Source organism: Sodalis sp. C49 (assembly GCF_046352915.1).
Classification (GTDB): domain Bacteria; phylum Pseudomonadota; class Gammaproteobacteria; order Enterobacterales; family Enterobacteriaceae; genus Acerihabitans.
Window position 1 is genome coordinate 2205681 of the sequence record NZ_CP163303.1, and the last position, 16892, is coordinate 2222572.

Below are 16892 nucleotides of genomic sequence, written 5' to 3' on the forward strand. Positions count from 1 at the left end.
ATGAATTTTTTTAGTTATGCTTTTGCATCCTTATTTTTCAGTGCATTATGCAGTGCGATAGCTAGCATAATTTTGAAATACAATGACAAGTTATGGTTCGTTAGCTCAATAACAAATGTAACTTTGGCCAAAATACCGGCAGTAGGCTTTTATGGAATTGGGTTCATCCTATACAGTATCGGTCTTAGAGAAATGGATGTATCGCGGGCTTATCCTATAATGGTTTCTTTTGCAGTAATTCAATTGATGATATTAGGATATTTTTTTGGCGAGACAATGACGTTAAAGATGCTCTTTGGTGCCCTACTCGTTGTAATTGGAATATTCATTATCAATACAAGCAGATAAAATGAAAATACACAAAACATATATTTTGTTGATGGTTATAATATCAACTGTTTTTTTTACAACTATGTTTCTTAAAGGAAAAACATATCCAATCACGGGAGATGGTAAAGAATACATCCTTATGACTCAGGGATTTATAAATCACGGCTCGCCCGATCTCCGAAGTGAAGATCTTCACTCCGTTATCGCAGATTTTAAAAAGGTGCAACCTAATTTTAGTGATCCCTATTTGGATTGTAAAAAAGAAGCAAACTGCTTCGACAATCCAATGGTAAATTATGTTTATTTTACCTCTGTGAAAAATACTCTTTATTCGTGGCATTTTCCAGCCTATTCATTGGTAAATGTGCCAATGCATTATTTATTTTCCAAACTTGATTATTGGCCTACATTATCTTTTGTAGCCACAAATGCACTATTCTTTGCCATTGCTTTATTTTTTGTCATTTTTATTTTAAAAGAAAGTTTCATTTATAAAATATTAATTATCGTGCCAATGCTCACCGGCACCACTTACGCTTACTTATTGTGGAATCATCCGGAGTCATTTACATTTTCCTTAAGCATTATTTCTCTAGTATTGCTGAAGAATAACAGCTACAAAACCTCTGCGATAATTATGGCCTTGGCCGCATTGCAAAATCAGCCTTTAGGCATTGTTGCAGGTTTGTTCTTTCTTTATGGATTGGTTACTAACATTGGATTATCGAGAAAAGAATTAGGGCTTTTCATCACAAATAAAAGAAAAGTTTCTTCCACTATATTATGCGGTTTGATTATTTTTTTCATTATTTTACTTCCCTCGTTATTCTATTATTATTACTTCAATGTGCCAAACCTTATAGTTGAACATAAATTTGTTGACAGAGCTTTAGTATCGCCTCATAGGCTATATGAAATATTCTTTGATCTTAATCAGGGCATGATTCTTTTTATTCCTTTTCAAATGTTAACGCTTATTATTGTCTTTGTATCGCATTTTTTTTATCATAAAAATAAAATACATAAACTTCCCATTTTTTTGATCTTCCTAAGTGTTATTGCCGCAATTCCTTGTCTCTCAACCATCAATTGGAATCCCGGCGGGCAAAATATCCTACGGTACAGTTACTGGCTTTCTGTACCCATTATTTTTTCTTTTGCAGAAGTCTACTCTACTTTAAAGATTAAAAAATGGCTATTATTACTACTGTTCATTACAGTAAGTGCAGCACTTACTTTTCTCTCTGCTAATAATTTTGTTTTTTCACGTGACTGCCTAGAACATTCCCCCGTCGCAAAATTTATCATGGGCGGCTATCCATTATTTTATAATCCTGACCCTGAAATATTTATTGAGAGAAGTTTGAGCAAAGAGAATTATGGTTCATTTTTTAATAGTAATAAAAGTTTAGCATTTATACATCAAGGATTTATAAAAAAACAGCTTTTGTCTCAGAGAGATGGAAAACATTTTGGCTGCAAGAGTTCATCCGTTAGATTTCCTCCGTTCGTTTATTACAATTATCATTCCGGCTGTAAATTAATAGATCAAGACATCTCTGGTGTCATTACACTTCCGTTAATGTCAGTACATACTGGAAGTGTTATCAATTTTGATTCTGAAATTTTCAACACATCACTTGGGTGGAGCAAACCTGAAGCAAGCTATCGCTGGAGCGATGGGAACTCATCGCACCTGATATTTAATATTGATAGCGATCAGAACACTTCAACATTAAAATCAGTGACGATTACTGGAACATCATATGGCAAGATTATAGCTGCCATAAAAATAAATGATGTAACTATTTTTGATGGAGTTATTGCTATAAATAATGAAGATAAGCAGTTTAATGTTCCTGCAGGAACGTTTCGCCAGGGCGTCAACTCAATAACATTTATTTGGAAAAATCCCACACCGCCTTCACAAGGCGATTATAGGCGTATTTCATTTGCCCTGGAAAAAATCACCTTTTAAAACAAAAGCTGATATCCATTAAAACCGGACTGCCCTTGCCATCATTATAGGCGACACGCAAATTTCCCAATTTTTTAGTCCGGACATTTGCCACACGGGCGCGATTCTGGCGCCTTAAAAAATATTAAACACTGTTACCATGGTGCTTATCTGCAGTATTGTGCCAGCGGTAACGAGCCGTTGTCCAAACGCGTAAAGCTTGAAGTCCGCCAAAAGGGCCGATACGTAATAAGCTGTTGCGATTAAAATGAGCCTTGGCCAGCCCAGTAGTTATTTTCTCGATAGCCAGGTGAACGTTGTATATTTATCAAGCATTAATCATTTTTTGTTATGTTTCTTCTGATCATAAAGATACAATGATTCAGCCAGTCCCTGTTACGCCTTCCGCTTGACACTTGAGATGTGATTTAAAAAAATCATAACTTACTGATTTAAAATAAAAATATTTAGCTTTCAATATGCCTGATATTTTCTTTAATGCTAATGTCAATTACATTTGTAACATTATGAAATATAAAACCATTAGTTTTACTGTTGCTTTCATTTTCTATTCTTGTAAAATTTTTTGCTAGTTTTCATGGGCATCATCATGAAAGATGGTTTGCGAACAGTGGCAAGCGGTTTAACCGTATAGGCGTATTTTTATGATCTTGCAGAAACCTATTGAAGTCGCGATTTTAATCCCTTGTTTTAACGAAGAAATTTCGATAGGAAAGGTAATTTCTGACTTTAATGCCATTCTTCCTTCAGCTTCGATTTATGTTTTCGACAATAACTCTTCAGATCAAACCGTCTCACTCGCAAAATCTCATGGTGTTAAAGTTTTTTCTGTCCTCCAAAGAGGAAAGGGCAATGTCGTACGCAGAATGTTTGCGGATGTCGAGGCTGATGTTTATGTGCTGGTTGACGGAGATGCAACCTATGACGCCTCAAGCTGCCAAAAACTGATTGATAAATTGCTTAATGAGCGCCTCGATATGGTGGTGGGTACCAGGGAACATACGGAAAAAGAAGCCTATCGTGCTGGTCATACTTTTGGCAATAAAGTACTAACAGGCTGTGTAAAAAGCATTTTTGGCGGTAAATTTTCCGACATGCTCTCCGGTTATCGCGTATTTTCTCGCCGATATGCTAAGTCCTTTCCAGCCATGGCGAAAGGTTTTGAAACCGAGACTGAATTAACTGTTCATGCTCTCGAATTGAGGATGCCTTATTGTGAAATTGAAACCCCTTATAGTCCCCGGATGGAAGGTTCGTCAAGCAAATTAAGCACCTACAAGGATGGAATCAGAATTCTAAAAACCATCATTAAGCTCTACTCTTCAGAACGTCCGTTGTTTTTCTATAGTCTTCTTGCACTTCTTTTTGCGGTTTCAGGTATTATTTTGGCTATCCCATTAGCACAGCAATTTTTTGAAACTGGCCTAGTTCCACGCCTGCCTACGGCACTCTTATCTACAGGGTTAATGATTTTATCTGCAATAAGCTTTATTACAGGCTTAATTTTGGAAAACGTAACTACCGGACGCAGAGAGATGAAGCGATTAGCTTATTTAAAAATTCCAATCGTACGGTAAGGTGGAGAAAGTAATGTTGTCCTACAAAAAAGAGCGAATGGTAAGCACCTTCGCCTGCGTCGCCTGTTTTTTGATTGCCGTTTTTTTCTTATTTTATACTCAGTTCCGGACAGGATTTGAATTATTATTGGGTGAACGATTTGATGGAATCATTGAAACAAGCATTTTACAACACTGGTATAACACTTTCCTAGGACGTTCCCATTGGAACGATGTTGGATATTTTCATCCCTATACAGATACATTAGGTTATAACGACGGCTATTTTATATATGGTGTCATTTATAGTTTCTTCCGTGTACTCGGTTTTGATATTTTCTTATCCTCAGAGTTTGTTAATCTGACGGTAAAAGCGATAGGTTATTTCTCCTTTTATTTATTAGGAAGAATAGCTTTTAATTTGAAAGCGTCGTATGCCATATTGGGCGCATTGCTTTTCACTCTCGCCAATAGCCTCGTCATACAAGCACCGCATGCACAGTTGCTTAGCATTGCGTTTAGCCCACTATTAACATTGCTAATTTTCGAATATGTCCAGCATTTATTTTTTTTGAATAACAATAGACAGGCTTTCTTTTACGGCAGCGCTGCTGCATTATTACTTTCGGCGTGGTTAATAACAGCCTTTTATATGGCATGGTTTTACATATTTTTCACATGCACAACTTTTTTTTTCTATGCCTTATTACTATTTCTGACAAGAAATGATCGTGCCAAAATTAAATTTTGCACAAAATTTTACAAAATTGGGGTAATTATACCCTTTGGGGTATTTATCATTTCCGCTATTCCTTTTATACTTGTTTACATGCCAAAAATAAAAGAAACTGGCGGACATTATTTAAGCTCTGCCCTCATTTACGCACCGTCTATTGCCAACATCCTTGATCCTAGTAATAGTAATTTTTTATTTGGTGATCTCAGTAATTATATTTTCCGGACTTTTTTCCCACAAATAGATAGAACAGGTGAATTTCAAGTTGGTTTCCCTCCCTTCATTCTTATTTCAACTATATGCGCCGTGTTTTATTTTAATAAGGTTAAAAAAAGTTCTTTCCGTAATATATTTTATGCAAGTGTTGCAATTTCAATTATTTTTTCCATCTTATTAATAGTAAAGGTAAATGAACGTTCCCTATGGGAGTTCGTGTGGCGCTATGTTCCTGGAGCAAAAGGTATGCGGGTCACCGCCCGCTATGCTTTATTTTTGATATTCCCGATTTCACTCATTGCCACCTTGTATTTGGCAAAACAAGAAGCAAAATTACCCAAGTTTGTCATTTTTATTGCGGCATCTATCTTGATTCTGGAGCAGATAAACATATCTCCTAACCAGAACCTGCATCGTTCCACCCAATTAGCCTTTATCGAAAGCGTTCCTACACCGCCGGAGGCATGTAAGGCTTTTTTCGTTACTGGGCAGCGACCAGGCGAATATCCGGTATTAAGTGATAATATAATTCTAGATCTGTATCCACATAATGTGGATGCAATGTTTATCTCTGAATTGTTTGCCTTAAGAACGATTAATGGTTTTTCTACATTTAATCCTAAAGATTGGGATTTCAAACTAAGTCCTTATGACACCTATACTAAACGAGTATTAGCATATGCCAGAAGGAATCATGTTGAAGACGGGCTATGTGAATATGACCTATATTCTTCGCATTGGAGTGTCAATCCTTTCGGAAATCTGCCAGGTTTAATTAAAATCAAAGGCAACGAGTTGGCTATTGAGCTGATTCAATCACCGTCTTTTGATATAAAAACAAAAGAATGGCAAATCAAATTACAAGTTACCAATTCAAGTAATCGTCCGATAGGGTTGAAAACATTTATACCTGTAAACCTTGGCGTCAGGGAATTAAATAATGATGGTTCTATTCTAAAGACTGATTTTTTACGGGTGCCTATCCCGTATATTGCGGCGCAGGGTGGGTCGGCAGCCATTACTGTAACCATACCAGCGTCAAAATTGTCATCGAACATAATCGATATACTGCCGGTGCAAGAAAATGTCTCTTGGTTGGACGCCATAGGTATACAACCATTAGTAATTAATCTGCGCCAGGGGCTTTGAGCGCGTATGTAACTGCGCCTGTCTCCGCTTAGGTTGCTGGTTTAGGCCAGCGCCGATATTTTCTTAACGAATGGGATGCAAAAGCACTATTCGGGCGATATGCTTCCAGCACTCAAATGCCAGTAACAGGCTTCTTATCGACGATGCAGATGTCGCCAGGTCCGGCGTATCTCTGTCGTTATAAGCCATGGCAAAGGTTAATCCATCGCTTTAACCATTATCGCGACGGAACACAAGCCTATCAGGTCTCTAACGGCGGACACGCGGTGCAATGACAACAGAGCCGCTGCGGGAGATTAAGGGGAGAATATATTTAATGATAGCCATTGTTAAGCATTAAGTGCCAGGCAAGCTTTTCATAAATCCGGGGCAAGCCTTGCGGCTCCGCGCGATAAAGTGGTTTTGACCCCATATATCCATGCACCTATTCCCGCTTAGGTTGATGGTTTCCCCCTGCGCCGATATTCTCTTGGTGAGCGATATCCTAAAGCGCTGTGCGGGTGATATTCGTTGTAATGTTCGAACGCTAACGACAGGTTTAACACTGCCGTCTGGCTGTCCGGTTTTGGCATCATACCGATATAATCACGCTTCATCGTCTTAACGAAGCTTTCTGCTACACCATTACTTTGTGGACTTCTGATCGCGGTCGTTCGGGGCTCCAGGCCCAGCATTTTAGCGAAGCTCCGGGTTTCATCGGCACGATAGGCCGAACCGTTATCCGTCAGCCATTCGAGGGGCGCTGTCGGCAGGTTTTGCCCGAACCGGCGTTCAACTGAGCGTAGCATAACGTCCTGTACCGTATCGCTGTCATAACCGCCGGTGCTGGCCGCCCAGTCCAAGGCTTCCCTGTCGCCACAGTCGATGGCGAAGGTGACCCGCAGCTTTTCGCCGTTATCGCAGCGGAACTCGAAGCCATCCGAACTCCAGCGCCGATTGCTTTCGGCCACCGCCACCCGGCCTGTGTGACGACGGGTATCCGGTGTGGGACGGGGTTTCGACTCTAACAACAAGCCGTTGTCACGCATCACGCGCCATACCCGTTTTGCGTTCACCCTCGGCAGACCTTCCTGCTCCGAACGGCGGCGCAGATTAGCCCAGATGCGTCGATAGCCATAACTCGGAAGGTCGGCAACTTCGGCACGGATGTGTTCCAGTAATTCGGCGTCATCCTGATGCCGCTGCATGCGACCGTCCTGCCAGTCCGCCTGCCGATAACGATAAAGCGAGAGCTGCGCACGCGACACACCCAGAGCTTCACTCACTGGTTTTACTCGTCGTCCCCGGGCAATAAGGGTCCGTGCGCAATCCATTTTTTTGCTTTGCCGTATTCTACCGCCTCCTTAAGGATCTCATTTTCCATGGTTTTCTTACCCAGGAGACGCTGGAGTTCACGGATCTGTTTCATGGCACTGTTTAACTCAGAAGCCGGCACAACTTCTTCGCCGGCAGAGACTGCCGTCAGGCTGCCATCCTGGTATTGCTTACGCCATTTAAAGACTTGATTAGCATTCACATTATGACGACGAGCGACAAGAGAAACGGAGCTTCCTGGCTGGAAGGTCTCCTGAACGATGGCGATCTTCTCCTGCGGAGTGCGACGACGGCGTCGCTCTGGCTCAGTAAGAACAGTACCCATGATTTCGCTTTGACCAGTCTTGAACATAGTTCCAAGCCTACCTCTTATTTTAGGCGGGTCAAAGTGTATGGATCATCAGGGGGCTAATACATAAAGCCAGAAAGTATGTGTATGGGACCTCATCGATGTTTCATTATTTGCATGGGGCACTGACGATTGTTGTAATACCATTCCGGAATCCATATGCAACAGGTCGGCGGCCTGCTTGCTGCAATGCCTCCGGCCAGATAGAAGCTTTGTCCACATAATGTGGCACTATAGTCAGCATAACATTATCGAAATTGAGATTGTTGCCGTCAATCATAATAGTCGCAGGAATGGACATCCTATACATGACAAAGCAGGTGAACCCGCCTGCCCTGGCCGTTGTCGCAGGAAAAAACGGACCTCTGGCGGGAGCCCTGGTTTTTGAACATTTTGGGATACGACGGACCGCGCATGAACACCTCTGCATCATTTTGAATGACACAGAGATGTCGACCAAACCTGCGCGATAAACATCACGATTAGAATCTTAACTGTAGGCTCATGATAACAATACCAGGCAGAAGAATCCCCGACCTTACACTGACATGGCTATTCACATCATACTTAACGCCATGATATATATAGGGAGCGAAGCCTATACCCGTTGCCCGTTTAATATCCTGGTAGAACCCATCATCGCCACAACGCTCAAAGGGCGTAAATACAAACTCCCCCGCGTAGGCGTATAGCCCTTCAAAGCTCCACTGGTTGCGTCTTACCCAGTTTTTCCCCATCCCCAGCAATACGCATCTATTACTTTCACTATTGATAAAAGTACCGGCAAAAAAACTGTAATCTGAATTTTTATGCACTTTTCTTTCTATGGCAACCAGTTGGTTTTTAAAGTACTGGTTGTCCCCCTCCTTTGGGGCATAAATGTGATACGCAAAGGAGGCGGTATCTAATGAATAGAGATCCAAATCGTTCGCAAATGCTTGTGACAAGCAAGACATCAGGCACATAAAACATATGAATTTTATCCACCGGGATTTACCAGACAATTTTTCCTCCCTATTCCAGAGACGGGCATATGGTTTTTACTGTTCCTAACAAACCCGCATTGATACCCCATTTTTTAGTTTCTGCGCCGAAGAAAACCCGTCCCTAAACGCAGTACCGCTGACCGAAAAATACATTTATATCAAATGTTTATAGCCATAAGCTCACCTATAAATGGATGCATCCATGTCTTTGTGTTTAATAACATATTACAACATGATGTTTTTAGATGTTTTTTACAAAAAAATCAAGCCATCGGAATGCAGGCTTCAAGCATAAGCGTTACTTTAGCGGCAGGACGGGATAATCCCGGTATCGTACAAGAAGCTGAAAGTTTGATGTGGGCTGACTGCCTGTAATTTTTATACATCGCCACGGTGTGGCATTGGCTGGATTTAGTCTTGCCGTTATTAATGGGGGAATAAATGGCGCAAAACAGCGGTACGGGTTCTGGCACTGTGATTTCATTGAACCGCGGGGCAGTATCGGGGGTGGCTCGCGGGGATGCGGAAACCTATAAGGGTCAACCGCTACCAGGTATAAAGCAAAATTTATGGTGGCGGCACGCACCCGTATTGTCCATTGATTCGCAGCGTGTTTCCCTACAGGATTCGAACCAGTGACCTATGGCTTAGAAGGCCGTCGAGATACAAATAACAAATTTTTTTGACTGGCCTGATCCGCATTCACAAGTGACATTAGGCGAACATTGACATATCGCTGACGCACTGCTGTCAGTACAGTTACGTCACCAATATGTCACCACCCAGTCACATCACCGGGTTATCATCAAACTCACCGTACGTTATATCGTTCACGCAGAACGTAACCATGCCGAAAATGTTTATCCCCTCGCCCATTACATCGGTGATATCTACCAGCTCGTTATAGCCCGTATCAAGGCGCGCCAGCCCTATCTCAGGTACGAGATGCAGTCGCCTGACTAGCTGACTGACACCAACGTCAGCAACAATGATACTCCCAGACACGGCCTTCCGGCTCGAATCGACCACCAGAATTGCGTCTTTGAAAATGCCAGCATGTATCATCGTTCGATTTACTCGGAACATGTACGTCGCTGCCGGCCGGCTGATGCAGGTTTCGTCCAGGCTGATTGGCCGCGCCAGATAGTCAGCCGCAGGTGATGTAAATTTCGGCATCATAGCTAATGCGCGCACCTCGGATACTGTTGTTTTACAAAGCGTAGACACGTGATGTTTGACTTGTGAAGCGAGGCGGTGGAGGGAATTCGTAGGGCGTTGAGCGGTGGAGAGATTTAGCTGAGCCGTCCGGAGACTGACGACATATCCTCGACCAAAATTGCCAATGCTGTTTTAGTCGTCAGCGTTAAATTTTCCATACGAGCACGATAAAACCGCCCGGCAAATGTTCGGGTATAAGTGCCCTGGCATGCCACGGAGTTAACAGAGACCGTCCCTGCTGGGAATGCAACTTTTGCCGTGTATGCCGACGCGTAGACAAGATTTGCATCCAGATACACATTAAACATCATTTGTGTATCGTCAGCGAAGGATATGTATTCAACCGCTAATTGATGAGCAGACCCATTATAAAGCGGGGAAAGTTGTGATGTTAAAGTTACACCGGAACCACGCACGGTTAGTTGCACAACAGTCAACACGCCACTGACTATTGTCAGTGTTAATTTTAATATCTGGTTCGCCGGGGTCGGGTAAGCTACGCCAATTCCCAGCGTAGCATTGCTTGACCCATTTGCGCCCATACTGGTTGGATCTATTTTCAGCCAATATGTATGCATGTAACGAGTCATGGCATCCGGAAGTATGAATGCGGCTGGCATCTTCACAGCCTGAAGTCCGGCGCCAACAAACGTCAATTTGGCAATAATTGTCGGGAAAGTTTTTTCAGCAAAAGCTGATTAATCTCCACCACATAATTGGTATTGGCCGTGCCCGTTGTTTCTGATAAATCCGGAAATATTGGCATGATGATAAACCTCTTACCTTTCGGTTTTAGATACGCCACCATGTCTTTCATGTTTTGCAATATGACGCTGGTATAGCCAATATTATTACGCCCGCAACAAATTAAATTTATCGCTTCATCATTCGTGTAATAAAGCCACCCAACCCAATTTATCCGGTCACTGTTGAGCTTGTATAAGGATATATAAATAACGGTAACTGAGCAGAAACATTAGCCGCCGCCCCGGATGCATCACGCGTAAATGATGCCTGGGGGCCATCCCAATTAAACACGCCATCAACCCCGGCTGGAGGGGCTTTAACGCCACGCAGAGCGCTCATCGTAAACGTTGCGAGCGGCCCGGCAGTGTTTGGCAGGATATGAACCGCCCCAGAGGAAGGAATGATGCCGCCATCAGGCATACAATAAAACGGCGCTTCCCCCTGCCCATCAGCTACGCCGTTGCTGCACACACTTGATTTACCAAAGTTGTATGATGGGTATCCGGTGGCGTTAATTATGGTGTTAGCAAAGACATTCTGGTCGATCAATGAATCATCCCAGAATGTGAAGGTATTGTCTTAAATAAGAGGATGAATAACCCCAGCGTCATTCAAATAGAACTTTCCGCCAGGAACTGCGGCATCGCTATCTAAGCCCCACGTTATTACTGAATCACCCAATATTTTCTTTATAGACGGGTTTTTCTCATTGTGTAGGCCATCCGTGATTTTATTAGTAATACCGATAATGCCGTTGAAGTTAAACACCTGTGATTTTCCGCCAAGTACTGCGCTGTAGACCACTCTCGCTTCTGGCACATATTTACCATAAAGGGTATCGACACTTACCCCGCCGATAGTCAAACTAGCAACGTTTACGGTCCTGAAGTCCGACTGTATTAATAGCTTAAATACACCATTCTTGTTGTAGCGAACAAAGTTTAAATCCTTATCCAGCAGAATATCTGTATAACCGGATATTCTACAAACTGTCCGCCCACGTCAAAATCAGAAGCGAGATAAAATGCGCCGGCGTTCGCCAGACCGGTAAGAATTATCGTCAACTTAATGGGGGGGAATTGAACCTGGAAGTATAACCGTCCCGCCAACCTTCAGCGTATCCGCCAGGACGGAAGCGGCTATAACTAGGATAAAAAATCGATAATTATCCTGACGTATACACCTGACTATATAATTGTCTTTATCGAGCAACATGTCCTCATCGGTGACATTTTCAAATTCGTTGCCTGCGACTCCCGTTTGAGAAAAAACAGAAATGGGATTTAAGGGCTTAATATTCGAAACACTCGACGCCACAGAGTCCACCGCAGTTTGCCCCGCTACGTTAGCGGCAGGAGTGGCTACACCAGCAACATTTTTGTAGAGCCGCATCGCGATGCTTGCTGCTGTCCCCTGCGCCACATAGAACGATTGCCCGTGAGTGGTCGCAGCCAGGCCGGCTATGGTGCCAACCGGATCCTCTGGCGTGATGGTGAATAAGGCTCGCAACAGTTGCAAGCGTTACGGACTCCGCGAGCGATTGGACAGTGGCTTTTTCTGACCCCGTACTAGCTGCATTGGCTGCTGCTGCTCCAGCCGCTTCGATGGCTGTGGCTGTAAGAGCTGTTACCGTTCCTACTATCTCGCCGATTGCCTCGCTTGTACCACCAAGGATCACACCATCCAGAACGAGATTGCACTCTCCGTTATGGTCGGGCGCGGTGATGCCCAGGCGATCGCCTTCTATGGAAACTAGAATTTCATTAGCCATATGTTTTCTCAAGGTTTATTGATTGAGGTTACAGGAGTGGGAGGGAGGAATGCTTAATTTGAGTTAAGCGCAGATATACATTTTGTTAAATCAGGACGCTCTTTAATAGTGTGCTAACTTAAATTTTCAATAGCATATGCACCCCATCCAGAAGAAGGCTATGTCGCCTCCTCAATGCTTGTAGAAAACTAAAATAATTTTTATGGTAATTGTTTTACCTGGAACCTATAATCGTCAAAATTCTGAAAGGATGACGCATTTTTTTGCCTGGTAATGTAAATGACTATTGCAAAGTTTTTTATTCGGTTTGCTGGCATTTTAAGCATCTTCTCGTTATTCAGAAAACTAGTTACCCTTGATACTCCTTACCTGTATTCATTATGTTTTTTAATGATTGCCATCTGCATTGTGAGTGAATGGCAATGGGCAGGGGCAAAACACATTAACTCCGGTGATAATAAATGAGATTGACGTCACTTACCTCGCTGCGTTTTTTCGCTGCAGCGGGTGTTTTTTTGCATCATTTTGAATTTTATGGCGATACCAAAAGTCCGTTTTTAATTTTGCTGAAAAAGATACTGTTCGAGGGTTTTGTTGGGGTCACTTTTTTCTATGTCTTGTCCGGTTTCATCATAGCCTACAGTTATGAGCAACATAGACTAAAAGGGACATATAGAACTAGGGATTTCCTCTTTAATCGATTCTCAAGATTGTATCCAGTTCACTTTCTCACTTTGCTTATAGCAATATTGGCTTATATACCTTTCCAATATTTTAATATAATAAACCCAAGTCAGCTACTTGCTAATATATTCCTTTTTCAAAGTGCATATCCAGATTCCCAGTATTATTTTAATTTCAACGGTGTTGCGTGGAGCGTCTCAACTGAAATGTTCTTTTATGTTGCCTTCGTTTTCTTGGTGACATTGAACACTAAACAATTATCGATAATCGGCGCCTCTGTTCTGGCGCTTATCATTGCCCATATTGTTAAAACGAGCCAATCAACAGCTTTTACAGGATGGCTGTTTTACATCAACCCCGCATTCCGCATCATAGATTTTATTGTCGGGATGCTGTTATGCCGACTATTTTTGTCAGGCAAGATAACAATCAAGGGAGCGAGCGCCACTTCTTTGGAGTTCATGTCCTTGTTGGTGTTATTGGGCTTTGTGACATATGGGTACAGCAATGTATCAATGCTATGGCGATATGACATTTATTATATAACTCCCATGGCATTTATTGTTTTTGTTTTTTCCTATGGCAATGGGATGGTATCGCGTTTTTTGAGTAAAAAAACATTATTACTTTTTGGTGATGCCTCATTCAGCCTATACATGATCCATCAAATATTAATACATATTGCATTTAAGTTCTTCCCAGTCAATATCGATAGCGGAAAATCAGTTTTGCTATTTATGCTCGCTGTCATGATAATTGGTATCGCACTATCTTGTGTCCTATATAAACTATACGAAAACCCAATTAACACCTGGCTCAGAAAGCATCGGGCGGGTTAAGAAAAAGGGCCGCGTTAGCGCTGAGGGATCCCCATAAATCTGCGCTAATAAACCAACACCATACTTCTGTAGGTTTTGGCGAGGTGGTTAAGAACAGTGCTCAGCAACGTTCGTCTTAAAATTAGCGGGGGGTATCGCAGGACATTCTCCGCTAGCGTCAGATGCGAGATAACCCGCCGCGACTTAATGCTGTTGGCCTGGCATCTCAGATGTAATCGTTTATTTTCACCATGAGAGCCCAGAAGCCACAACACTATTGTGCTCAATGTTGCCAGCAGGCTCAGTACCAGCATTCTTACTGCTGAACGGCTGTAGTTGGCCCGCAGGCCAAATCCGAAGCGTTCGCTTTTTTCATCACGAAAGTTCTGCTCTATCTGCATACAGCGACTGTATAACCTCATGATTTTACATGGCTTAAAGTCATCTGCACTGCTGAATATAAGCCAGGGTTCTTTTGCTGAAGAACGCCCATCTCGAACCTGAGATTTTCGTTTTATGCGACACCTTGAGTGCCGATGTTTCCTGCCTTTCGGTTCTTTCTTATGCAGATAAACATGACCATCACACCGGGCATATTCGGCTCGCGCAAGCGTACCCGGCTCCAGGTATTCTGGTTTGCTGCAGGCCTGTAATTCCTGACGCCTGAACCAGTGTTCACTTTTGCTGTTCAGGCGCAACTGAATATTGCCTCTGACACGACCGATTAAATCCCTGCCGAGTGACCTGATATGCCGAACCAGGCGTTCTGGAAGCCCGCATCGGTAACTATTATGACCCCGGCCTGTGGGTTAACGGCACCGGCGAGAGTATCCAGGAAAGCTTTCTGTCTCGGTGAGTTCTGCTGTTTTTCTGAGAAGACTATCCAGTTTAGCAGGGGAAGCGAACGTCCGTCGCAAATCAGACTGGCACGAAGCACATGATATTCCTGAGAGGGATAACCACTCCAGTCAACAGCAATAACACACAGGGATAATTTTTGGGTCAACATAGTGATAATACTTTTTAAAATCATAGGGATATCACAATGGAGCTATTCATTACCCCGCAGACGGTCAACATGTTTGATTTTATTTTTGACCTGAGCATCGCCGGGTAAATAACGTTCGATACTGGTCAGCGTCAGTGATGCGCCATTGATTAAGGCAATGGTGGCATCCAGTAGGGCATTTTGTCGGTATTTGTAAAACGTAAGCGTCGCCTCAGTAACATCTGTTTTAACTGATATCGGTAGATAACCTAGATGTCCACCTCTTCAACAGACGGACATCTATCATGGTAACTGTTCAGGCTAAGACGAACTGGCGTTCTGCTCCACGCCAGTTTTACTCTCCAGAATTTAAGCTAAAGTTGGTGCAGCTTGCACTGCAGCCCGGCACATCGGTTGCCGACGTCGCCCGCCGCCACAACGTCAATGACAATCTTTTATTCAAATGGATACGTCTGTTCCAGCACGAAGGTCAGGTTACCCGCCGGCAGTTCAAAACCGACCACACTCAGTCCGCCCCCACGCTTTTACCTGTCCATATCACCGAAAATACCGCTACGCCCAGCGCCCAGCAACTCCCTCCGCTGGAGCACCCCTGTTCCTGCGATGTCACTTTTACCCGGGGACGCTTGACGCTGACGTTGCTCTCGACCGAGTTGCTGACTGTCCTGGTTCGGGAACTGATGAACGGCCCCCCATCATGATCGGCTTGCCGGCGGGAACCCGTATCTGGCTGGTCGCCGGCCACACCGATATGAGAAAGGGCTTCCAGGGCCTGGCCGCCCAAGTTGAAGCCACCCTGAGCGAAGAATGTTGCCTGGAGCCTCGGGAGCCGTCCTGTCCCGCCTGCGGCGGTGACCCTACGCCGCTGGGCGAGGATGTGAGCGAACAGCTTGAGCTTATCAAAAGCGCGTTCAAGGTGATAAAAACCCGGCTTAAACAGAAGGCCTGCGCCCGCTGCGATGTCATCATCCAAGCACCGGCGCCGTCGCGTCCCATCGAGCGCGGCATCGCCAGGCCCGGCCTGCTCTCAAGGGTGATGACGGCGAAATACGCCGAGCACTTGCCGCTATATCACCTGTCGGAAATCTTCGCCCGCCAGGACGTAACACTGAGCCGGGCCACCCTGGCCGGATGGGTGGGGCTGTGCGGCAACCTGCTGGCGCCGGTGGCCGACGCGGTATGCGGCTATGTGATGAATACGGGCAAAGTGCACGTCGACGACACGCCGGTGGACATGCTGCAACCCGGCAAAGGTAAACCGAAAACCGGCCGGCTGTGGGTCTATGTGCGTGACGACCGCAACGCCGGTTCGCGACTTCCGCCCGCGGTCTGGTTCGCCTACAACCCGGACCGCAGGGGGGCTCATCCGCAAACGCATCTGGCCGGGTTCAGCGGACTGTTGCAGGCGGATGCGTACGCGGGCTTCAATCCGTTGTACGAAGAAGGCCCTATCCGCGAGGTCGGCTGCATGGCCCACGCCCAGCGTAAAATCCATGATATCCATGTTCGCCATCCGTCGCCGACCACCGCCGAAGCCCTGTTCCGGATCGGCGAGCTGTATGCGATCGAAGCCGACATCCGGGGGCGTCCGGCAGAAGAACGACCACAGGTGCGCGAAGCACGATCCCAGCCGTTACTGATGGGCCTGGAGAGCTGGATCCGGGAAAAGTTCACCACATTGTCGCGACAGGCCGATACGGCCAAGGCGTTCAACTATCTGATGAACCACTGGCCGGCGTTGTGTTATTACGCCGGCGATGGCTGGGCGGAGATCGATAACAACATCGCGGAAAACGCGCTGCGGATGGTGAGCCTGGGCCGGAAAAATTATCTCTTCATGGGGTCGGACAGCGGCGGCGACCGGGCGGCGTTGATGTATACGCTTATCGGCAGTTGCAAACTGAACGGCGTTGAGCCGGAAGCTTACCTACACCATGTGCTGGCGACTATCGCGGATCATCCGATCAATAAGATCAAAGATCTGCTGCCGTGGAACCTCGTCATACCTGCCGAATAAGCGTCAATACGTCA

At 44.5% G+C, this 16892-nt stretch carries 13 protein-coding genes and 3 pseudogenes; 7 read left to right on the forward strand and 9 right to left on the reverse strand.

Features of this window, described 5'->3' with window-relative positions:
- From ABUK12_RS10015 to ABUK12_RS10030, 4 genes are all read left to right on the forward strand, one after another.
- The gene (locus tag ABUK12_RS10015) at nt 1-348 is read left to right on the forward strand and encodes an EamA family transporter (RefSeq protein WP_410016127.1); all 348 of its coding nucleotides are present in this window, start codon (nt 1-3) and stop codon (nt 346-348) included.
- A gap of 1 nt (nt 349) precedes the next feature.
- Complete coding sequence (locus ABUK12_RS10020) at nt 350-2308, forward strand: hypothetical protein (RefSeq protein WP_410016128.1); 1959 nt, start codon at nt 350-352, stop codon at nt 2306-2308.
- A gap of 644 nt (nt 2309-2952) precedes the next feature.
- Entirely contained in the window at nt 2953-3885 is a 933-nt protein-coding gene (locus ABUK12_RS10025; RefSeq protein ID WP_410016129.1) for a glycosyltransferase family 2 protein, read from the forward strand.
- A 13-nt stretch (nt 3886-3898) separates the two neighbouring features.
- A complete protein-coding gene (locus ABUK12_RS10030) occupies nt 3899-5965 on the forward strand; it encodes a hypothetical protein (RefSeq protein WP_410016130.1) in 2067 nt (688 codons plus the stop codon).
- A gap of 455 nt (nt 5966-6420) precedes the next feature.
- On the opposite strand, the pseudogene ABUK12_RS10035 reads toward ABUK12_RS10030, so the two are convergent.
- The 8 genes and pseudogenes from ABUK12_RS10035 to ABUK12_RS10070 form a co-directional block, all read right to left on the reverse strand.
- Nucleotides 6421-7604, reverse strand: a pseudogene (locus ABUK12_RS10035) (IS3 family transposase); the annotation flags it as partial.
- Nucleotides 7605-8110: 506 nt separating this feature from the next.
- Nucleotides 8111-8575 carry a hypothetical protein gene (locus tag ABUK12_RS10040; protein WP_410016131.1) on the reverse strand — a complete coding sequence of 155 codons (465 nt, stop codon included), beginning with the start codon at nt 8573-8575 and terminating at the stop codon, nt 8111-8113.
- An 825-nt stretch (nt 8576-9400) separates the two neighbouring features.
- Nucleotides 9401-9793, reverse strand: coding sequence for a S24 family peptidase (locus ABUK12_RS10045; protein WP_410016132.1), 393 nt, complete (start codon nt 9791-9793; stop codon nt 9401-9403).
- A gap of 113 nt (nt 9794-9906) precedes the next feature.
- A complete protein-coding gene (locus ABUK12_RS10050; RefSeq protein WP_410016133.1) occupies nt 9907-10452 on the reverse strand; it encodes a hypothetical protein in 546 nt (181 codons plus the stop codon).
- Between the two features lie 32 nt (nt 10453-10484).
- Nucleotides 10485-10649, reverse strand: a complete 165-nt coding sequence (locus ABUK12_RS10055; RefSeq protein WP_410016134.1) for a hypothetical protein — start codon at nt 10647-10649, stop codon at nt 10485-10487.
- A 98-nt stretch (nt 10650-10747) separates the two neighbouring features.
- On the reverse strand, nt 10748-11128 hold the full coding sequence (locus ABUK12_RS10060; RefSeq protein WP_410016135.1) for a hypothetical protein: 381 nt from the start codon (nt 11126-11128) through the stop codon (nt 10748-10750).
- Nucleotides 11129-11158: 30 nt separating this feature from the next.
- Entirely contained in the window at nt 11159-11443 is a 285-nt protein-coding gene (locus ABUK12_RS10065; protein ID WP_410016136.1) for a hypothetical protein, read from the reverse strand.
- Nucleotides 11444-11644: 201 nt separating this feature from the next.
- Nucleotides 11645-12097 (reverse strand): hypothetical protein, encoded by a 453-nt coding sequence (locus ABUK12_RS10070; protein WP_410016137.1) that lies wholly within the window; start codon nt 12095-12097, stop codon nt 11645-11647.
- A gap of 714 nt (nt 12098-12811) precedes the next feature.
- Here ABUK12_RS10070 and ABUK12_RS10075 point away from each other — a divergent pair.
- On the forward strand, nt 12812-13873 hold the full coding sequence (locus ABUK12_RS10075) for an acyltransferase family protein (RefSeq protein ID WP_410016138.1): 1062 nt from the start codon (nt 12812-12814) through the stop codon (nt 13871-13873).
- Between the two features lie 44 nt (nt 13874-13917).
- Here the strand turns inward: ABUK12_RS10075 and ABUK12_RS10080 are convergent.
- A pseudogene (locus ABUK12_RS10080) lies at nt 13918-15098 on the reverse strand (IS4 family transposase).
- A 47-nt stretch (nt 15099-15145) separates the two neighbouring features.
- Between ABUK12_RS10080 and tnpA the strand changes: the two are divergent.
- Nucleotides 15146-15562, forward strand: a complete 417-nt coding sequence (gene tnpA, locus ABUK12_RS10085) for an IS66-like element accessory protein TnpA (protein WP_410016139.1) — start codon at nt 15146-15148, stop codon at nt 15560-15562.
- An 86-nt stretch (nt 15563-15648) separates the two neighbouring features.
- A pseudogene (gene tnpC / locus ABUK12_RS10090) lies at nt 15649-16878 on the forward strand (IS66 family transposase); the annotation flags it as partial.
- Nucleotides 16879-16892: the final 14 nt, after the last annotated feature.